The organism is Dokdonia sp. Hel_I_53 (assembly GCF_007827465.1).
Classification (GTDB): Bacteria; Bacteroidota; Bacteroidia; order Flavobacteriales; family Flavobacteriaceae; genus Dokdonia.
On the sequence record NZ_VISL01000001.1, the window covers coordinates 2,899,624 to 2,920,937 of the forward strand.

The window sequence follows — 21,314 nt, forward strand, 5'->3', positions numbered from 1 at the left end:
AATGATGTTAAGAATCAAAAGCTAAGCAAATATTTCATTCAAAGAACAGGAGCAATAAGTTTAAAGTAGAGTATTTGTGTAGAATGCTATATGCTCATCTCTTGTTAAAATCCTTTTCACAACTTCACATAATTAACTATAAAATCTGGCGTTATCCTAGAGGAAGAAAAGTAACTTTGAAAAGATGGTGTGCTATTTTGTATATCCCATTATAAAGTAGTTTGTATCAAACTTTGTCACATTAAGGTTACATCCATCATCAAATCAAAAATAAAACTAAATTTGTATTATGCACAGAATCAAGTTTCTACTTGTTGCATTTATTTTATATTCAACAATATCAACAGCTCAACAATCTGCTATCTATACCAATGACTTAGCAAAATATAATAAGGCTTTGTCTTTATACAATAGTGAGCAATATCTTGCCTCTCAAACCTTATTTGAAGAAGTACAAAGAGAGTCTAAAGATAACGCTGTAAAAGGTGATTGTGCCTATTATATAGCAAATGCTGCAGTGCGACTCAATCAACAAGGTGCAGATGACTTAATGCTCACCTTTGTCACAGAGTATCCTACTAGCACAAAACGCAATAGTGCATTTTTAGATGTAGCTTCCTATTATTTTGAAAATGGAAAATATGCGTACGCCCGTAAATGGTATGATCGAGTAGAGGAAAAGAATCTATCACTTGGAGAAAGAGAAACTTACAATTTTAATAATGGATATGCGTATTTCAAAAGCAACCGTTTTGATGATGCTAAGAAATATTTTAACCGTGTTAGAGACTCAAAAAAATATGGATCCCAAGCAAAATATTACATAGGCTTTATGGCTTATGAAGGGGATGATTATGAATCGGCGTCAGAGTTATTTGACCAAGTAGAAGCAGAAACAAGCGGGGAGTATAATGAAGATCTTGCTTACTTTAAAGCAGATCTTAATTTTAAACTTGGCAAATTTGATGAAGCAATTACTGAGGGTAAATCTCAGCTCCCAAAAGCAAACCCTAAAGAAAAATCAGAGCTTAACAAGATCATCGGAGAAAGTTACTTTAATAAAGAAAACTACGCCCAAGCCTTACCTTATTTAAAGGAATATAAAGGCAAACGCGGTAAATGGAATAACACAGATTATTATCAACTAGGTTATGCGTACTATAAGCAAAAAGATTACTTAAATGCTATTAATGAATTCAATAAGATAATTGACGGTCGCAATAGCACTGCTCAAAATGCTTATTACCATCTTGCAGAGTCATACTTGAAGCTAGAAAAAAAACAAGAAGCATTGAATGCATTTAAAAATGCATCAGAAATGAATTTTATAGATAAAATCAAAGAGGATAGTGGTTTGAATTATGCAAAACTTAGTTATGAGATTGGGAATGCCTATAAACCTACTCCTACTGTTATTGCAGATTATCTAGAAGAATACCCTAAAACTTCAGCAAAAGCAGAGTTAGAAATTTTACTTATTGATTCTTATATCACATCGAAGAATTATAAAGAGGCAATGCGTTTGCTAGAAAGTAAAAACAATACAAATAATAATAAGGCATATCAAAAAGTAGCTTTCTTATATGGACTAGAATTATTTAATGAAGCAGACTACATAACAGCAAAAGAGACATTTCAAAAATCATTAAAAGAACCAATAGATCCATTTTACATAACGAGAGCGACTTATTGGGATGCAGAGACTGATTTCGTTACAAATAATTTTGAACAAGCCATTATTGGATATAAGCAGTTTCTTGGGTTTGCTAATGCAGCAACTACGCCAGAATATGAAGATATAAATTACAATCTAGCATATGCTTATTTTTCAAATAAACAGTATGAGCAAGCAGCTACTTATTTTGAAAATTATACAAAAGAATCAAAAGAGGATATTACAAGATTAAATGATGCCTACCTTCGTTTGGGTGATAGTAAATTTATATCCAGTAAATATTGGCCAGCTCTAGAAGCCTACAATCAATCCATTGCTCTAAATAACTCTGGACAAGATTATGCTACTTTTCAAAAATCTATGAGCTATGGATTTATTAATAAGAACTCAGAGAAAATCGAAGGACTTCAGAGTTTTGCACGTAAATTTCCAACATCTTCATACCGCGACGATGCACTCTATGAACTAGGAAATATATATGTCTCTCAAAATAAAAAAGATCAAGCTGTATCAGCTTACAATCAATTAATTAGTGATGTTCCAGGTAGTTCATATGTGTCAAAAGCCCTACTTAAAAAGGCATTGATTTATGATAACAGTAACCGCTCAGACGAGGCACTTACTATATTAAAACAAGTAGCTAGTGACTACCCAGGAACTCCAGAAGCATTGCAAGCTGTTACTACTGCTAAATTAATTTACATTGATCTAGGACGTGTTAATGAGTACGGTCAGTGGGTGAGTACTTTAGATTTTATTGATGTAGAAGATTCAGAGCTTGACGAGGCGTCTTACACACAGGCAGAAAAGCAATATTTAGACAACAACACAAGTCAAGCAGAAAAACTATTTCAAGAGTATTTAGGGAGATATCCTAATGGACAGAGAGCATTACAATCACATTTTTATTTAGGACAAATCGCTTTCGCGAAAGCGCAATACCCTAAAACAATTCCACACTATCAATTTGTTTTGGAAAGAGAGCGCAATGAGTTTACAGAGCAAGCCCTTGCTAGGTTAGGACAAGTGTTTTTAACGCAGAAGAATTATATGGACGCTACACCAGTTCTTAAAAGACTAGAAACGGAAGCAGATTTTCCTCAAAACGTAATTTTTGCGCAATCAAATTTGATGAAATCATATTATGAGCAAAGTAATTATCAAGAGGCAATTTCATACGCAGAAAAAGTATTAACCAACAGTAAAATTGACAATAAAATTAAGAGCGACGCTCAAGTCGTTATTGCAAGATCTTCAATACAAAATAATAATCAAGAACGTGCAAAAAAAGCGTATGCAGAGGTTCGAAAAATAGCGACAGGCTCTCTAGCCGCTGAAGCGTTATATTATGATGCTTACTTTAAAAATAGTGAAAAGCGTTATAAAGATTCAAATACCTCAGTTCAGAAATTAGCAAAAGAATATAGTGGGTATAAGGAGTATGGAGCGAGAGGTCTAGTACTTATGGCAAAGAACTTTTATGGTCTAGGAGATGCTTATCAAGCTACTTATATTTTAGAAAGTGTCACTAAGAATTTTACTGACTTTCCAGACGTAGTAGAAGAGGCTAAGGATGAGCTCATCATTATTAAATCAAATGAGTCTAAAACTAATGCTTCTGTCGAGGAGGGTTAACTCTACAAAAGGAAAGTTAGCCAAGAATAAGCAATCGATGAGAATCGTTTTACTATAAGAATGCGCTAGGGGGGAGGTCAACATAAAATTAATTTGAATAAGTATACAAGTCATATGAATAAGTCATTCAATAAATTACATATATTAAGTTTTACTATTATGACAATATTTTTTGTGCAAATAGGAAATGCACAAGAGGAAGAGTCTACTTTAGGAACAGAGGTTGTTAATGTGGTGAAGCCCTATACTCCTACGATAAGTGATGCTTTTAAGGTTAAAGCAGCGCCAAAACTTAACGACTCTGTTACAACAACAAAGAAAAAAGTAACGTATAGTATTTTTTCAGTACCCGTAGCCAGCACTTTTACCCCAGCAAAAGGAAAGGCTGCAGTAGTTAAAAAAAGTCAGAAATCAACCTTATATGATAACTATGCAACATTAGGATTTGGTAGTTACACATCGATACTAGCCGAACTTTACAGCAATTTTCAGATTAGTAGAACAGAAGACTTTGGGGTTTTTGTAAATCACAATTCATCACAGGGAGGTATTGAAGGTACTATTGTAGAGGATTTTTTCTATGATAGTAGATTAAATTTAAATTATGGCGCTCGAGAAATAGATTATAATTGGCGAGCAGATTTAGATGCAAAACACCAAGTATACAATTGGTACGGTATTCCAGAAAATTTAGAAAGTATTACTTCTGGAATGAATGAGCCACTTTTTAACAAGGACTTTGATGTTTCACACTCATATTTGACGGGAGCTATAAACGGATCTATTAATTTTAAAGAGTCGTTTTTTAAAGGGGCTAAAGCTACTTTTCGATATTTTGGGGATGACGAAGAAAGTACAGAACTAAGAGCATTTGTAAAACCCACATTAGAACTACCTATTGCAGGAGAGCTTATCACCACTACAATCACGGCAGATTATATTAATGGTTCTTTTGCAGATTCTTATGGGCCTCCAGAGCAAGAGATAAACTATAGTTTCATCAATGCTGGAATAAACCCTAGTCTTACCATATTGCGGGATGACTTAGAAGTAAATTTAGGAGTTGCTGCATTCGTATCTTTAGACACAGAAAATAGTGATACAGACATTTATTTTTACCCAAAAATCACAGCATCTTATCAGGTAGTAGGAGATACATTTATAGCTTATGCTGGTTTGGAAGGAGATTTAAAACAAAATAATTACCATGACTTTGCACAAGAAAACCCATTCATTTCACCTACACTCTTAATACAGCCTACAGATACTCAATACGACGGATATATTGGAATGAAAGGAAAGCTATCTGAAGCAATGAGTTATAACTTACGTGGAAGCTATACTTCAGAAAGTAATAAAGCATTTATTAGGCATAATGCGTACTCACAAAGCGGTAATGGGTTCGGTTTAAATGGGTATTCTAATGGAAATTCTTTTAATGTGGTGTACGATGATACAAAGACCATAAGCGGATTTGCAGAACTAAATTTTGATGTGAATGCAAACTTTAAATTAAAAATAAACGGGCAATACAATACCTACACATTAGATACAGAAGAAGAAGCCTGGAATTTACCAGAGCTCCAAGCATCTCTTTTTGCAGATTATCAGATCACAGAACAGTGGTTTGCAGGTGTAAATCTTTTTTATACTGGGGAACGTAAAGATTTAATTTATAGTGAAGACCCAGCAGATATTCTTATTCCACAATCAATAGCAACGCTTGATGCTTATTTTGACGCAAATGCACATGTGGGTTATAGATTCAATGATAAACTGTCTGTTTTCGGTCGTGTGAATAATATTTTAAATACTAATTACGAAAAGTGGCTCAATTATAATGTTCAGGGTATACAAGGATTAGCAGGAGCAACCTATAAGTTTGATTTTTAAGCACCCATAATCGTTGATGATTGTAAAGGTTTTGTGCTATTTTAGCGCAAAACCTTTTTTATGAAACTCTTTTCAGCAATTTTATTGTCTATTCTATGTTTTTCCTGCGATAAAAAACAATCGGTAGATCTTATTGTTACGAATGCAAATGTGTATACAGTAGATAGCGCTTTCGCGAAAGCGGAATCTTTTGCCATCCAAGACGGTAAGTTCATAGCGGTCGGATCTTCTGCTGAAATTGCCGAAACTTATGAAGCTGAAAAAATAATTGACCTAAGTGGAAAAACAGTGCTGCCTGGATTGATTGATGGACATTGTCATTTTTATGGACTAGGGCAAAATCTTCAAATCGCAAATTTAGTAGGAACCAATAGCTTTGATGAGGTTGTTGATAAGATAAGTGCTTTTGCTAAAGTAAACAGGGAAGCAACAGTCATCAGAGGGAGAGGTTGGGATCAAAATGACTGGGAAAACAAAGATTTCCCTATAAAAGATACATTAGATATATTATTTCCAAATCTTCCGGTAGTTTTAGAGAGAATAGATGGACACGCATACCTTGTTAATCAAAAGGCACTAGATCTAGCGGGTATTAATGAGAATACAATTGTTGACGGAGGAGAGATCGTTGTACAAAATGGCAAAATTTCTGGGGTACTTATAGATAATCCACAACGATTAATAGACGATGTATTACCAACAGAAACAAAAACTCAGATTGCAAATAATTTACTAGAAGCTCAAGAAGTATGTTTTTCATACGGTCTTACCACTGTAAATGATGCAGGTTTAGACAAGGCTATTATTGAGATGATTGATAGTTTGCAAGTGAGTGGCGCTTTAAAAATGCGTGTTTATGCAATGATTAGTAACAACAAAGAAAACCTTGATCACTATCTAATAAATGGGAAAGTGAAAACAGATAGACTTAATGTCCGTTCTGTAAAAGTTTACGGCGACGGGGCGTTAGGCTCTCGTGGAGCTGTTCTAAAAGAGGCTTACAATGACAAGGCGGGACATTTTGGGGCGATGGTAACCCCAGTAAAAGAAATAAATGAACTCGCAAGAAGGGTTGCAAATGCAGATTTTCAAATGAATACACACGCAATAGGAGATAGTGCAAATGTGGTTGTTTTAAGAGCATACAATAAGGTATTGCAATCTAAAAATGATCCAAGATGGAAGGTAGAACATGCACAAGTAGTATCTAAAGAAGATTTTGATGTATTTAGCAACAAAATTTTACCTTCTGTACAACCTACTCATGCTACAAGCGATATGTACTGGGCAGAAGATAGAGTAGGAGCAAAACGAATTAAAGGAGCTTATGCGTATAAAGATTTACTTAATCAATCAGGACTTGTTGTGTTAGGAACAGACTTTCCGGTAGAACAGGTAAACCCATTTTATACTTTTTATGCAGCAGTTGCACGTAAAGATTTAAAACAATATCCTAAAGGGGGTTATCAAATGCAAAATGCGCTTTCGCGAAAAGAAACTCTTAAAGGAATGACCATTTGGGCAGCATACTCAAATTTTGAAGAGACCGAAAAAGGAAGCATTGAGCAAGGTAAATTTGCAGATTTTATCATAATGGATGAAGATATTATGACAATTGCTGAAGATAAAATTCCTTCACTTCAAGTATCAGCTACGTATGTAAATGGAGAAAAGGTTTATGGCAACTAGTAAGCCTCAAAAATCACCTCAAGATCATCTCATTGAACTAGCACACTATAGAATGCCCTTTGGAAAATACAAGGGGAAGTATCTTGTTGATATACCAGAATCGTACTATGTGTGGTTTCGACAAAAGGGATTTCCAGAAGGAAAATTGGGGAGTCTGTTGCAAGAAATGATGGAGATCAAAATTAATGGCTTAGAGCCAATGATACGTAAAGTGCAAAGGGCTTACTTAAAACCCAATAATCTCAAGTAAATGAATATTAATAGCTATCGGCAGTACTTAACCGCCTTGATGTATAATAAAAATAGCTGGTCTTTTGTGTAGGTCTGGAGCGTTGTTTTTCCAGAATGATGCGCTTTTAGTAATAATATATTCTGTGGGTAAAGTAATGTCACAAGCAATGCAAACCTGCGTTTCAGGATGGACAGTATTTACAATGTCTTCCAGCATTTTATTGTTGCGATAAGGAGTCTCAATAAATAATTGCGTTTGTCCTTGTTCTGCAGAGAGCCTTTCTAGTCTTTTCAACTCTTGCTTGCGTTGCTTTGAATCTATGGGTAAATAACCATTAAAAGCAAAGTTTTGTCCGTTCATACCACTAGCCATCATAGCCATAAGTATAGATGAGGGTCCCACTAGGGGAACCACTTGAATACCTTTTTGATGGGCTATTTTCACAACATCTGCCCCAGGGTCTGCAACACCAGGAACTCCAGCTTCTGATAAAAGCCCAACAGATTCTCCAGCAAGGCAGGGCTCTAGAAAAGCAGGGATCTCTGCTATATCTGTATATTTATTAAGTAAGTGCAATTGTAGGGACGGTTGTGATTTACCGGAGTGAATAGCCTTAATTGAGCGTCGTGCAGTTTTTTCGTTCTCTACAATATAGATATCAATAAGCTCTACGACCTTCTTTACAGAAATAGGCATGACCTCAAGCGCACTCGTATCACCTAGGGTGGTAGGTATTAAATAAAGCTTACCAGTTGTTGTAAAAGCATTCATAATCTAATAGACAGGTTTTTATGTTTGGGGCATTCCTTGTCATAGTTGCAATATAAATACATGCGGGTAAATGCACAAGATCTTTATATAGATTCTAAGTTTATGCAAGTTGCTTTGCTATAACATTTGATGCTTCTTCTAACATTTCATAAACTCTTTCAAAATCTTCAATAGTACCATTATACGGATCTGGAACATCTACTTTTTCTGTAGGAAAAACAGCGTCAAGAACCATTAATACCTTTCGTTTTTGCTCATCAGTAGTAGTCATTTCCAAAACATCATCTAAATTATTCTGATCCATTACATAAATATGATCAAATTTTTCTAAATCTTCTTTAGATAGTTGACGTCCTCGTAAATGACTAATATCGATATTGTGTTTGGCTCCTACTTTTATACTTCTTGCATCTGGTGAATTTCCTACATGCCACGACCCTGTACCTACAGAATCTACCTCAAAATTTTTATCATCCAGCTTTGATCTCAAAATTCCTTCCGCTAGCGGTGATCTACAGATATTACCTAAGCAAACCATCAATATTTTAGTTTTTGGCATAATTTATTTTTTATAGGTAAATGTAAGAAACCTAATTTCAGTTTATCTGTTATTCTATCTTAGAGATGTGAAAGTTAGCTTTCGCGAAAGCGTTATAAGTAAAAAGCCTCAAATAGATTATATTAGAGGCTTTTGTTAATTTTTTATTTCTTGTTAATACAGGAAGTTAATTGGATAATTTTTTACCAAGATCTTCCACATACTTTCTAAATTGTTTGTCTGTACTAGCGAGGTTATCTACAGTTTTACAGGCATGTAGTACGGTAGCATGATCACGTTGTCCTATTTGAGAACCTATACTTGCAAGAGATGCTTTGGTTAATTTCTTTGCAAAAAACATGGCCAGCTGGCGTGCCTGTACAATATGACGCTTACGGGTTTTAGACTGAAGTGTTTCAACATCCATCTGGAAATAATCAGATACAATTTTTTGTATGTAATCGATTGATACTTCCCTCTTCGTGTGCTTAACGTAATTATCAACAATTTTCTTAGCAAGATCAAGTGTAATTTCTTTCTTGTTAAAAGAAGAATGGGCAATTAAAGAGATGATTGCTCCTTCGAGCTCTCTTATGTTAGTTTTGATGTTATTTGCTAGAAACTCAACTATATCTTCAGGCATATCTACACCATCTTGATATAGCTTATGCTTTATAATGGAAATGCGAGTTTCAAAGCCTGGATGTTGCAACTCTGCGCTTAAACCCCATTTAAATCTAGACAATAATCGTTGCTCGATATCTTGCATATCCACAGGCGCTTTGTCACTTGTTAAGATGACTTGTTTGCCATTTTGGTGAAGATGATTAAAGATATGGAAAAAGACATCTTGAGTTCCCGCTTTACCACTTAATAGCTGTATATCATCTACAATAAGGACATCTATCACTTGGTAAAAGTGAATAAAGTCGTTTCTGTTATTCTTTTTTACAGACTCTATGTATTGTTGAGTAAATTTTTCAGCAGAAATATATAGAACTGTCTTTGCAGGATATTGATCTTTGATTTGAACTCCAATAGCGTGTGCCAAGTGGGTTTTCCCTAATCCTACGCCTCCAAAAATAAGAAGTGGATTAAAAGAAGTACCACCGGGTTTATTTGCCACTGCCATACCAGCAGATCGTGCTAGGCGATTAGACTCTCCTTCTAAAAAGTTATCAAAATTATAGTTAGGATTGAGCTGCGATTCTATTTGTAAATTACGGATACCCGGGATAACAAATGGATTTTTAAGCTCAGGATTTTTGTTTTTAAGAGGGGCATCTACCTCTTGAGATTTCATAGTGCTACGGTTTGCGCTAGGAATCTTTTCAGTAAAGGGTTGGTTATTACCGTAGGTGTTCTCCATTTTGATCACATAGACCAGTTTTGCATGCTCACCTAATTCTTTATTTAATGCTACCTTAAGTAATTTTACGTAGTGCTCCTCAAGCCATTCATAGAAAAATTTACTAGGGACCTGAATGCTTAAAGCATTGTCAGTAAGTTTAACTGCTTTGATAGGCTCAAACCAAGTTTTATACGCTTGGGGAGTTATATTGTCCTTTATAAAAGAGAGACAATTATCCCATACAGATTGCGCAGTTATAGTCATTGGTTAAGTTAAATTATTGGTTTTATTTGTAATAGAAATCCCCTAAAAAGAATATATCGCATCAGGATATGTTACTCTTTTAAAGCAAGGCAAATATGTGAACAAAAAATCTAATAAAAAAGTGATGTAGGGGTTGTTTTTTTATAAAATTTGTTGCATCATACGTAAGGTTTAAAACTACAAAAAAATAATCCTGTTGCCTTTGAAAAATCACAGAACTTTTGTTAAAGTTAGATATGCAGAAACAGATCAAATGGGTATAGTACACCATGGTAATTATGCTCAATACCTTGAAATCGCTAGACTCGAGTGGTTAGGTGAGCTTGGTATTTCATATAAATGGATGGAGGAAAATGGCGTAATGCTTCCCGTCCATAACTTAAATATAGATTTTAAAAAGTCTGCCTATTTTGATGAAGAACTTACTATAACGACTACTCTTAGAGCGATTCCCAGTGTTCGTATTATATTTGATTATCAAATCACAAATAGTTCACAAGAAATACTCACAAATGCAAGTACAGAATTGATTTTTGTAAACACAAAAACAGGTAAACCTATGAGGTGCCCAGATTACATACTTGATAAATTATAATTAGTTATTTTCTAATAGTTCAATCCCATAGACTTCTTCAAAAGATCTAATTACTTTGCTAGCTTCCTTTCTACGTATTGCTAGGTCGAATTTGCAATTTAATTGCATCTCTTGCTCTATAACTTTTACATCAAAGTCGTTTATTAAGCGCATCACCTTATTGAGTAAAGGATATTCAAATTGTATAGAAAAAGAAATATCTATCGTGCGTGTTATTATTTTAGAATTTTCTAAAGCAAGTTGGGCTCCAGAGCGATATGCATTGATCAATCCTCCTACGCCAAGTTTTGTACCGCCAAAATAACGCACCACTACCACCAATACGTTGGTCACATCATAAGATTGTAATTGTCCATAAATTGGTGCCCCCGCGCTATTAGATGGCTCACCATCATCATTTGCTCTATACTGATCATATTCCTCTCCCAGGACATATGCGTAACACCAGTGTCTAGCTTGATAGTGTTCTTTCTTTAAGCTCTCTATATGTCCTTTGACATCTTCTTCGGTTTTAACAGGAAATGCATACCCATAAAACTTACTATTACGATCCTTAAAAAGCGCTTCTTGAGAAGGTTTTAAAATGGTTTTGTAGGTATCCTTCATTAGGTATCTGTGTTCGCTTTCGTAAAAATTTATTTCTTCTTGACTTCCATTTATTGATAATCCCAGCGAAATCGAGTGATTTAGTTTTCTAATTTTTCTTTTTTTACTCTTTTCAGAACTAAAAAGTTTTGAGCATTTGGTGTAAAACCAGAGATAGTTTTTTGAGTAAATCGTATTATTTCATCATAATAAAGAGGTATGATAGGCGCTTCTGAAATAATTAAAGAGTCCATTTTGTAATAAAGTTCTTTCCTATTATTAATATCCGTCATTCCTAAGCTGCGTTCGTACAAATTATCAAACGCCTCACTTTTAAAATGGGTGTAATTTGGACCATTAGGAGTGAAATTTTCACTGTAAAATAAGCTCAAATAATTTTCAGCATCGGGGTAATCTGCAATCCAACTTGCTCTAAAGGCGTCAAGATCACCACTACTTTTCATCTGCCGTAATGTCGATGGAGGCATGACATCTATGCTAATGTTGAGTCCTACTTTTTGAAGCTCACGTTGTATGTATTCACAAATATCAAGATATTGACTATTAGTACCGATAGTAAGTTCTGGATTTGTATCCCCAGACTCCTGTATGTATTGTTTAATAAGATTTCTAGCTTTTGTAGGATCATAGGTATAGCCATTAATTTTACTATAACCTGGTAATCCTTTAGGAATAAATCCATGAACGGCAGGTTGCCCTATACCGTTGCGCAAATAAGTAATCATTTTTGTACGGTCAAAACCATAATTAATTGCCTTGCGTATTAATTTTGATTGAACTTCTGGCGTACTGCTGTCAAGATAAAAACCTATATATTCCGTGTTGAGATGTGGATTCTTTACAAGATTAACTTTATCTATGTACTTTTCTCTCAATGATCCTGAAGCTGTTAAAAGCTCATCTTTATAAGAAGGGTCAAGACTATTTAAAAAATCAATATTACCTTGAGCAAATTGTAAGAACTCACTCTGCTTATCAGGTAAAAAAGTAATTGCGACCGCTTCTAGATAGGGAAGTTGTACTCCGTTTTCATCTCTTTCATAATAAAGTTCATTTTTTCTAAAAACGAGTTTAACCCCTTCTTCCCATTTTTTAAATTTAAATGGCCCTGTTCCTATAGGATGTGAACGGAAATTACTACCATAATAGGATACCACTTCTTCTGGCACGACAGAACAATATCGCATACTCAGTAATCCTAAATATGCTGGGAATGGTTTTTTAAGTGTAATCTCAAATACAGAGTCGTTTTTTGCTATATAGCGGTCAACATTACTAAGCACCCAGCTGCCTGGAGATGCTATTTGAGGGTCTGTAAGTCTATCAAAGGAATAGACAAAGTCTTTGGATTTTACCGCACGAGTGCTATCGTTATTTTTAAATGCCTCGTGTTTATGAAAGTATACATCATCTCTAAGTATAAAAGAATACGTGAGTGCATCATCAGAAATTGTCCACGATTTTGCAATATCTGGAACAACATTGAGATTATTATCAAGCTGTACTAAACCATTAAAAAGCTGATTAACGGGCCATATAATTGATGGGTTTCTAGCAAATGCAGGGTCTAACGTAGAGATTTGGTACTGTTCATTGTAGCGAAAAACGAGGTGGTCACGGTTATCATCTTTAGATGAATCGCAAGATAGGATTACTAACAAAGTGATAAATGAAATCCCAAGTTTTATTGCTTTAGTTTGAAAACGCATCAATTTTAAAAGGCAAATATTTATAGTTATTTTTGCGCACCTTTTTAAAGACGCTACATCACACAAATATAACTCAATGTCTACTACTAAGAAAGTCGCATTTTATACACTAGGCTGCAAGCTTAACTTTTCTGAAACTAGTACTATAGCAAGAAGCTTTAGCAAAGAAGGTTTTGATAAGGTTGAGTTTACAGATATAGCAGACATTTATGTTATTAATACCTGTAGTGTTACAGAAAATGCAGACAAGCGTTTTATGTCTATTGTAAAACAAGCTCAAAAGATTAACCCAGAGGCTTTAACAGTTGCTGTAGGGTGCTATGCGCAACTTAAGCCAGAAGAACTTGCTGCGGTAGATGGGGTAGATTTAGTTCTTGGTGCTACAGAAAAATTTAATGTAACAAGTTATATTAATGATTTGCTGGACAACCCAGATAGATCAAGTAGTAATGGAGGTGAAGTTCATGCTTGTGAAATACAGGAAGCAGATTTTTATGTAAGTTCTTATTCTATTGGAGATAGAACACGTGCTTTTTTAAAAGTACAAGATGGTTGCGATTACAAGTGTACCTATTGTACGATCCCACTTGCTAGAGGAATATCCCGGAGTGATACACTACAGAATGTTTTAGACAATGCTGCAAATATTGCTTCCCAAGACATCAAAGAAATAGTTTTAACGGGAGTTAATATAGGTGACTACGGAAAAGGTGAATTTGGTAATAAAAAGCATGAACATACATTTTTAGAATTAGTGCAAGCTTTAGATAAGGTTGAAGGAATAGAAAGACTTCGTATTTCGTCGATTGAACCAAATCTTCTTAAAAATGAAACAATAGAGGTGGTATCTCAGTCGAGAGCTTTTGTTCCGCATTTTCATATTCCACTTCAAAGCGGTAGTAATAAAATCTTAGGATTAATGCGCCGTCGGTATCAGCGAGAATTATACGTAGACCGTGTTGCAAAAATTAAAGAAGTCATGCCACATGCCTGTATAGGTGTAGATGTGATTGTAGGTTTTCCAGGTGAAACAGACGATGATTTTATTGAAACCTACAACTTTTTAAATTTGCTGGATATTTCATATTTACACGTTTTTACGTATTCAGAGCGTGATAATACGACCGCTGCCTCAATGGATGGTGTAGTACCTAAAAAGGTAAGGAGTAAACGTAGCAAGATGCTTCGTGGGCTTTCTGCAAAAATGAGAAGAGCCTTTTATGAGTCTCAACTAAAAACAAAACGAACAGTGCTTTTTGAGAACGAAAACAAAGCGGGATATATCCATGGATTTACAGAGAACTATGTAAAAGTAAAGTTTCCATGGAATCCAGAACTCATTAATCAATTACATGAAGTTGAGCTTACCTCCATTGATGAAGATGGGTTAGTACGTATTGAGTTTTTAGAGATATATGTATGAGGTTACGCTTTCGCGAAAGCGTAATATTTAAGAATCTTCTTTTAAAATACTCAGAAACTTAGTTTTCTTAATTTCTGGCCACTCATTTTTTAAGATAGAATAGCAGCAAGAATTACGCCTTCTTCCATTTTTTGTAATGATGTCTTTACGTAAAATACCCTCTAGGGTTGCGCCTAATTTTTCTACAGCCTTACGACTTTGTTCATTCCGTTCGTCAATACGGAATTCTACACGCTCATAGCCTAGCTTGTCAAAGGCATATCTAAGCATTAAATATTTGATATGTAAATTAAGGCCTGTACCTCTAAAGTCTTTACCAAGCCACGTCCAGCCTATATGCACGACTTTATTAACCTTATCAATATTCCCAAAACGAGTACTACCTGCAAAGCGACATAATTTTTTATCAAAGATGATAAAAGGCAATGCTGTGTTTGAATCACGCCTAGCGATTGCGTCTTTGATGTAGTTCTTTAATTTTGAAGGGGTAGAGATATCTGAACCTCCGTACGCATTGAGATCTACTTCTTTTGAAAGCGGCTTTAAGTCTTGATAGTGATAGCTTTCTAAAGCAAGAAGCTTAGCTCTTTTGTTTTCTAACGTCTTAATTTTCATAAAAAAATGTGTCGTATTTAAAAGTACGACACATTTATGAGATGATTTAGACAGATATTGTTATTAAAGTCCTAAAATCTTAGCGTCTACTCTAAAATTAGTATAAATATTTATAACATGATCCTCTTCAATGGTTTGATCTGTAACAGATTGAGTGCGTAATGTGTAAGAATCTTTGAGAATATATTCTCTAAGTTCAACATTTTCAACATCAAGATCTAGAGTCTGAGAACCATCTTCTTGAATTCCTGATTTTGAAGCAATCAAAATTTCCTCAAGTCCATCTGCATTGATATAAATAAAGATTTCATTTAGAAAATCAAAATCTCCTGTTGTAGGTGATTGAATGGTAAGTGTGAGATCTCTTAATTTAACACTCTCTACAAGATCTGCATTAGTATCGTTATTTTCAAATTCTTGCTGGGAGTTTGTAGTAACCTCAGGAGTAACGAATTCAAATGGCGTTCCTAGAATAGAGGAGGCCGGAATAGTGTATTCTGTATTATAGTCTATATTAAACTTTGTAAGATCATCGAGCTTATCACAGCATACAATCGTTAGAAAAAGTGCCGCAAGGGCAAGGGTCTTTTTAATCATAATTATGGGGTTTTGTGCACAATATTAACGAAATTTGAATTAATCTAGTTTTTGAATGCATCAGATTTAACATATGATAAACAATAGTAAAGAAGAAATATTGTCTCGACTTGCCGAAAGCTGTAAGAATACATTGATGGAGACTCTGGATATTGAATATATTGATTTTGGCGAAGACTATTTAGTGGCTCAAATGCCTGTAAATTCTAGAGTGCATCAGCCAGATGGTGTCTTGCATGGAGGCGCTATGGTCGCGCTAGCAGAAAGTGTTGGCAGCGCAGCAAGTTTTATGTTTCTTGACCAAGAAAGTACCATACGCGGTATTGAAATTTCTGCAAATCATGTAAAAAGTAAAAAGGACGGAATGGTGTATGCCAAAGCTACATTTATTCACAAAGGACGCACCACTCAGTTATGGAATATTGATGTCGTAGATGAAAATGATGCGCTTATATCAAAGGTCAAGTTAACCACAATTGCTTTACCTAGAAGGTAATGGAGAGAGAGACTTTTTTTGCTTCACTTCAAATACAGTTTAATAATGCGTTACCATTTGTAGTATATCGCAAACCTAACACTAAAACGATTACTGCTTTTTTACAGGAAGATAATACGCTTTATGAAGTAACAGACTTTACAGAGAGCGGTTTTGTATTTGCACCTTTTGATGCATCACATGCAAAAACGATAATCATACCGTCAGATCACTCTAAAGTTCTCATCTCAGAAAGTTTTGAGAATGCTATCAAAATCGATTCGGAGAAAGCTTCAGAAAATTTAGTTATTACAGATGATGATTACCATCAACATACTTCCTTAGTATCAAAAGCTATAGATCAAATTTCTCAAGGTAAAATGTATAAGGTTGTGCTTTCGCGAAAGCAAAATATCCCGCACTCTTATGAGTCTCCATTGAAAATATTAAGAAGATTATTATCAACATATTCCTCAGCGTTTGTGTATTGTTGGTATCATCCTAAGGTAGGTCTATGGCTAGGAGCTACTCCAGAAACGTTACTATCGATCCAAAACCGAAAGTTGCATACGATGTCACTAGCGGGTACTCAAAAATTTAATGGAACAGAAGATGTCTTTTGGGGTTCTAAAGAAAATAAAGAGCAACAATTTGTAACAGATGCAATTGTAAAAAACCTAAGTCCATTTGTTACTAATCTTAACGTCTCAAATGCAATCACACATAGGGCGGGAGATTTGCTACACATTAAAACTAGCATTGATGCCACTATTGATCAAGTTAAAATACCTCTTATAAAAATTATTACGGCATTACACCCCACTCCAGCAGTATGTGGTTTGCCTAGAGAAAAAGCTAAAGAGTTTATCCTCAAAAATGAGCACTATGAACGCACTTTTTACACCGGTTATCTTGGAGAACTTAATATAAAATCAAAAAAGAAAAGAGCGCGTACCACAAGAAACATTGAAAATCAAGTTTATGCCGCGGTTAAGAAAAGTACACATCTTTTTGTGAATTTACGCTGCATGGAAATAGATGCTACAGGTGCACAGTTATATGTAGGAGGAGGAATTACAGAGGATAGCATTCCAGAGGATGAATGGAAAGAGACGGTAAATAAATTAAGTACGATCACTGCTGCTTTAAAATAATTAAAAGGTATACATTCTATAATAGGATATAGGTGTGTATTTTTGTTTTAATGACGCACTCTAAAATTCCAGTTGCACAAGCTATTGTACACCTTTGTTTAAGCAAAGGAATTGATACCGTAATAATTTCTCCAGGCTCTCGTAATGCCCCACTTACTATAGAATTTATAAAGAATAAACATATTCAAGCATACAGTATTGTAGATGAGCGCTGTGCTGCATTTGTAGGACTAGGGATTGCACAGCAAACTGGAAAACCCGTAGCATTACTCTGTACTTCTGGTAGTGCTTTACTTAATTATTACCCAGCAATTTCTGAAGCTTTTTATAGCGATGTTCCATTAATAGCTATAAGTGCAGATAGACCCATAGAGAGAATAGATATAGGGGATGGACAAACAATAAGGCAGAAAAATGTTTTTGAAAATCATATATTATATTCAGCAAATTTATATTCAGAGTTGGTTCCTACAGATGAGGTGACAGATCTAAAGGTAGCCCAGAAGATTAAAGAGAGCCAAAGACACAATGATCAACAAATTAATAAGGCACTTAACATAGCTATTGAACAATGTGGTCCAGTGCATATAAATGTTCCTTTTTATGAGCCACTTTATGAGATGACAGATACAAAGACTGTGACTCCTATTGAAGTAAACCCACATCTAGTAGAACAGGAGATTTCCAGTGAAGAATTAGCTCCTTTTATGAAGGATTGGAGTAAGGCAAAGCGCAAACTAGTAGTGATAGGTGTACAAGCACCTAATCAAATTTCACAAAGTTTACTTGATGTTTTAGGAAACAATCCTAGTGTGATTGTTTTTACCGAAACCACATCAAATGTCATGCATCCCAATTTTTTTACGCGAATTGATAATATAATAGGGAGTCTAGATGATACTGGTTTTCAAGAATTACAGCCAGAAATCTTACTCACCTTTGGCGGTATGGTTGTTTCAAAGAAAATTAAAGCCTTTCTAAGAAATTACCAGCCAGCGCAACACTGGCATGTTGACACAAAAAAAGCATATGACACTTATTTCTGTCTCAATAAACATTTTGAAGTATCTGCATCTTACTTTTTAAATAAAATAAAAGCGATGACTACTTCTATTGAAAGTGGATATCAACAACATTGGCTATCAATTAGAAAACGACGAGATTTCTTACATACTAAATATGTAAACCAAATGCCCTGGTGTGATTTTAAGGCTTTTGATCAGGTTTTAAATGGTATTCCAGATCATACAATGTTGCAGTTAAGTAATAGTAGCACAATACGTTATGCACAACTATTTGACGTAAACAGTACACTAGATGTATTTTGCAATAGAGGAACGAGCGGTATTGATGGAAGTACAAGTACTGCCATAGGTGCTGCGATGACATGTAAATCTATCACCACTCTTATCACAGGGGACTTAAGCTTTTTTTATGATAGTAACGCATTGTGGAACAATTATATACCCTCTAATTTCAAGATAATTATTATCAATAATAATGGAGGAGGGATTTTTAGAATCCTGCCTAACAAAGATAAAAACACGACAGATTTTGATACTTTTTTTGAAACTGAACACAGCTTATCTGCAAAGCAATTGTGTGTAATGTACGGGTTTAAGTATTTAAAAGCAGAAAATGAGGAGGAATGCGCTTTCGCGAAAGCAGAATTATATAATTCTAACGAACAACCTACCTTACTTGAGGTGTTTACTCCCCGTAAAATTAATGACCAAGTATTATTAGATTACTTTAAATTCATAAAATAAGTTTTAGTAAGCAATCACTTTTTCAGTATCTTTAAAGTGAAATTATATATTAACCTAAATAAGTAACTTATTAATTATGAGCAAAAAAGACGAACTCATCGAAAAATATGCAGATGATTTAAAAAACAAATGTGGGATGACTCCAGATATGGATCTTCTTAAAAAAGTAACCATAGGTTGTGGTCCCTCTATCTATAATAAAGATTCTTCTACAGTATCTGGCGGTTCAGATTCAGAAATTGCGACTGTTAAAAATAATTTCCTTATCAAAAAGTTAGGCCTTAAGGATAGTGGAGACTTAGATAAAGCTATCACGAGTGTTCTTGATACGTATGGTCAATCTAATAGAAATAAATACCGCCCAGTAGTTTATTATATGCTTACAAAGCATTTCAAAAAAGAGTCTGTGTATAAATAGACTTTTAATAAATAATTATAAAACGCTTTGACATTAGTCAAGGCGTTTTTTGTTTTGTAGAATCGTATTTTTGCACTTTATAAAATATTATGTTAGAAATAGGAAAGTACCATATAATGAGAATTGACAGAGAGACAGAGCCTGGGCTCTTTCTTTCAAATGAGGAGGGAGACGATGTTTTATTACCTAATAAATATGTTCCAGAAACATATAAGATATGGGATGAACTCAACGTTTACGTGTACTTAGATCATGAAGAGCGACCAGTTGCCACCACACTTAAGCCGTATATCGAGCTTAATGATTTTGGGTACTTGCGCTGTACCGCTGTAAATAATGTAGGAGCTTTTTTAGATTGGGGTCTTGAGAAAGAATTGTTTGTGCCATTTGCACAGCAAGCAAGACCTATGAAAGTAGGAAGCTGGTACATTGTTTATATGTATTTAGATGAGAAAACCAATAGACTTGCAGCGACGAGCAAGACTATGAAGTATTTATCAAATGATAACGTTGAGGTTAAAAAGTTTGACAAAGTTTCAGTTATTATATCACATATTACAGATCGCGGTGCAAATGCAATTGTAAATGGAAAGCATAAGGGTCTTATCTACAAAGAAGATATTTACGAAGATATTAGAACAGGGGATAAGCTAGATGCTTGGGTGAAGAAAGTTCGTCCAGATGGTAAAATTGATTTGGTATTGCAGGAAGAAGGCTATAAAAGTATAGAGCCTAATGCACAATATATTTTTGATGAGTTACAAGCAAACGATGGATTTATGCCGTTGCATGATAAATCAGATCCTGTAGATATTCAAAACCAACTGGGATTGTCTAAAAAAAGTTTCAAAAAAGCTATAGGAACCTTATATAAAGATAGAAAGATTCTTATTAAGGAAGATGGTATACATCTGATAGATTAAAGATTGGTTAGATAACGCTTTCGCGAAAGCGTAAAAAACCATTAAAATTTAAGTGAGATTAAAAGATTTAAGATTATACAATGGAACAGCCAGAGTGGAAAGTAGCAAAAGAATATAAAGACATTACTTACAAAAAAAGTAACGGAGTAGCGCGGATTGCATTTAACAGACCAGATGTACGTAATGCTTTTAGACCTAATACTACAAAGGAATTATACGATGCATTTTATGATGCAAATGAAGACACCTCTATAGGAGTGGTATTATTATCTGCCGAAGGTCCTTCTACAAAAGATGGTGTATACAGTTTTTGTTCTGGAGGAGATCAAAAAGCTAGAGGAAAAGAGGGATATGTAGGTGAAGATGGTTACCATAGGCTTAACATTTTAGAAGTACAACGTCTTATCAGATTTATGCCTAAGGCAGTAATTGCTGTGGTTCCTGGTTGGGCAGTAGGCGGTGGTCATAGTTTACACGTGGTTTGCGACCTTACTTTAGCCAGTAAGGAGCATGCAATTTTTAAACAAACGGATGCAGATGTAACTTCGTTTGACGGAGGTTACGGATCAGCTTATCTGGCGAAAATGGTAGGGCAGAAAAAGGCGAGAGAAATTTTTTTCTTAGGCAGGAATTATTCTGCTCAAGAAGCATACGAGATGGGAATGGTAAATGCCGTGATCCCACATGCTGAATTAGAGGCTACTGCTTACGAGTGGGCGCAAGAAATTTTAGCTAAATCACCTATATCAATTAAGATGCTCAAGTTTGCTATGAATCTTACAGATGATGGTATGGTAGGGCAACAAGTTTTTGCAGGTGAAGCCACGAGACTTGCTTATATGACAGATGAGGCGGTGGAAGGGCGTAATGCTTTTTTAGAAAAGCGCGCGCCTAATTTTGATAAAAAATGGATTCCATAAAACTTTATATAATTTATAAAATTTTAAAAAAGCTTGTTCTTGTATTAGAGCAAGCTTTTTTC

General features: G+C 34.8%; 19 protein-coding genes. 12 read left to right on the forward strand and 7 right to left on the reverse strand.

Annotated features, from left to right (window positions below):
• The first annotated feature begins 289 nt into the window (after positions 1 to 289).
• From OD90_RS12945 to OD90_RS12960, 4 genes are all read left to right on the forward strand, one after another.
• Positions 290 to 3,310: a tetratricopeptide repeat protein gene (locus OD90_RS12945; protein ID WP_144669572.1), complete on the forward strand. Its 3,021-nt coding sequence runs from the start codon at positions 290 to 292 to the stop codon at positions 3,308 to 3,310.
• A gap of 159 nt (positions 3,311 to 3,469) precedes the next feature.
• Positions 3,470 to 5,203 (forward strand): TonB-dependent receptor domain-containing protein, encoded by a 1,734-nt coding sequence (locus OD90_RS12950; RefSeq protein ID WP_261374524.1) that lies wholly within the window; start codon positions 3,470 to 3,472, stop codon positions 5,201 to 5,203.
• 60 nt (positions 5,204 to 5,263) lie between these two features.
• A complete protein-coding gene (locus OD90_RS12955; RefSeq protein ID WP_144669574.1) occupies positions 5,264 to 6,892 on the forward strand; it encodes an amidohydrolase in 1,629 nt (542 codons plus the stop codon).
• Positions 6,882 to 7,142 (forward strand): DUF3820 family protein, encoded by a 261-nt coding sequence (locus tag OD90_RS12960; protein ID WP_144669575.1) that lies wholly within the window; start codon positions 6,882 to 6,884, stop codon positions 7,140 to 7,142. Before OD90_RS12955 ends, OD90_RS12960 begins: the two co-directional genes overlap by 11 nt.
• Before the next feature lie 27 nt (positions 7,143 to 7,169).
• On the opposite strand, the gene OD90_RS12965 is transcribed toward OD90_RS12960, so the two are convergent.
• From OD90_RS12965 to dnaA, 3 genes are all read right to left on the reverse strand, one after another.
• On the reverse strand, positions 7,170 to 7,895 hold the full coding sequence (locus OD90_RS12965; protein ID WP_144669576.1) for an SAM-dependent methyltransferase: 726 nt from the start codon (positions 7,893 to 7,895) through the stop codon (positions 7,170 to 7,172).
• A 100-nt stretch (positions 7,896 to 7,995) separates the two neighbouring features.
• Complete coding sequence (locus tag OD90_RS12970) at positions 7,996 to 8,454, reverse strand: low molecular weight protein-tyrosine-phosphatase (RefSeq protein ID WP_261374525.1); 459 nt, start codon at positions 8,452 to 8,454, stop codon at positions 7,996 to 7,998.
• 166 nt (positions 8,455 to 8,620) lie between these two features.
• On the reverse strand, positions 8,621 to 10,048 hold the full coding sequence (gene dnaA / locus OD90_RS12975; RefSeq protein ID WP_144669577.1) for a chromosomal replication initiator protein DnaA: 1,428 nt from the start codon (positions 10,046 to 10,048) through the stop codon (positions 8,621 to 8,623).
• A gap of 202 nt (positions 10,049 to 10,250) precedes the next feature.
• Between dnaA and OD90_RS12980 the strand changes: the two genes are divergently transcribed.
• Positions 10,251 to 10,643, forward strand: coding sequence for an acyl-CoA thioesterase (locus tag OD90_RS12980; RefSeq protein ID WP_144669578.1), 393 nt, complete (start codon positions 10,251 to 10,253; stop codon positions 10,641 to 10,643).
• On the opposite strand, the gene OD90_RS12985 is transcribed toward OD90_RS12980, so the two are convergent.
• Positions 10,644 to 11,249 carry an IMPACT family protein gene (locus tag OD90_RS12985; RefSeq protein WP_144669579.1) on the reverse strand — a complete coding sequence of 202 codons (606 nt, stop codon included), beginning with the start codon at positions 11,247 to 11,249 and terminating at the stop codon, positions 10,644 to 10,646.
• A gap of 80 nt (positions 11,250 to 11,329) precedes the next feature.
• Entirely contained in the window at positions 11,330 to 12,958 is a 1,629-nt protein-coding gene (locus OD90_RS12990) for an ABC transporter substrate-binding protein (RefSeq protein WP_144669580.1), read from the reverse strand.
• 76 nt (positions 12,959 to 13,034) lie between these two features.
• Between OD90_RS12990 and mtaB the strand changes: the two genes are divergently transcribed.
• A complete protein-coding gene (gene mtaB / locus OD90_RS12995; protein ID WP_144669581.1) occupies positions 13,035 to 14,381 on the forward strand; it encodes a tRNA (N(6)-L-threonylcarbamoyladenosine(37)-C(2))-methylthiotransferase MtaB in 1,347 nt (448 codons plus the stop codon).
• A 27-nt stretch (positions 14,382 to 14,408) separates the two neighbouring features.
• Here mtaB and OD90_RS13000 read toward each other — a convergent pair whose 3' ends face one another.
• On the reverse strand, positions 14,409 to 14,996 hold the full coding sequence (locus OD90_RS13000; protein WP_144669582.1) for a GNAT family N-acetyltransferase: 588 nt from the start codon (positions 14,994 to 14,996) through the stop codon (positions 14,409 to 14,411).
• A 63-nt stretch (positions 14,997 to 15,059) separates the two neighbouring features.
• A complete protein-coding gene (locus tag OD90_RS13005) occupies positions 15,060 to 15,593 on the reverse strand; it encodes a hypothetical protein (RefSeq protein ID WP_144669583.1) in 534 nt (177 codons plus the stop codon).
• A gap of 73 nt (positions 15,594 to 15,666) precedes the next feature.
• Between OD90_RS13005 and OD90_RS13010 the strand changes: the two genes are divergently transcribed.
• From OD90_RS13010 to OD90_RS13035, 6 genes are all read left to right on the forward strand, one after another.
• Positions 15,667 to 16,089 carry a PaaI family thioesterase gene (locus OD90_RS13010; protein ID WP_186434770.1) on the forward strand — a complete coding sequence of 141 codons (423 nt, stop codon included), beginning with the start codon at positions 15,667 to 15,669 and terminating at the stop codon, positions 16,087 to 16,089.
• Positions 16,089 to 17,222, forward strand: coding sequence for a chorismate-binding protein (locus OD90_RS13015; RefSeq protein ID WP_144669584.1), 1,134 nt, complete (start codon positions 16,089 to 16,091; stop codon positions 17,220 to 17,222). The genes OD90_RS13010 and OD90_RS13015 overlap by 1 nt, the downstream gene beginning before the upstream one ends.
• Positions 17,223 to 17,272: 50 nt before the next feature.
• Positions 17,273 to 18,991 carry a 2-succinyl-5-enolpyruvyl-6-hydroxy-3-cyclohexene-1-carboxylic-acid synthase gene (gene menD, locus OD90_RS13020; protein ID WP_144669585.1) on the forward strand — a complete coding sequence of 573 codons (1,719 nt, stop codon included), beginning with the start codon at positions 17,273 to 17,275 and terminating at the stop codon, positions 18,989 to 18,991.
• 76 nt (positions 18,992 to 19,067) lie between these two features.
• A complete protein-coding gene (locus OD90_RS13025) occupies positions 19,068 to 19,409 on the forward strand; it encodes a DUF2853 family protein (RefSeq protein ID WP_144669586.1) in 342 nt (113 codons plus the stop codon).
• An 89-nt stretch (positions 19,410 to 19,498) separates the two neighbouring features.
• On the forward strand, positions 19,499 to 20,332 hold the full coding sequence (locus tag OD90_RS13030; protein ID WP_144669587.1) for a S1 RNA-binding domain-containing protein: 834 nt from the start codon (positions 19,499 to 19,501) through the stop codon (positions 20,330 to 20,332).
• Between the two features lie 80 nt (positions 20,333 to 20,412).
• Positions 20,413 to 21,252 carry a 1,4-dihydroxy-2-naphthoyl-CoA synthase gene (locus OD90_RS13035; protein ID WP_144669588.1) on the forward strand — a complete coding sequence of 280 codons (840 nt, stop codon included), beginning with the start codon at positions 20,413 to 20,415 and terminating at the stop codon, positions 21,250 to 21,252.
• Positions 21,253 to 21,314 lie beyond the last annotated feature (62 nt).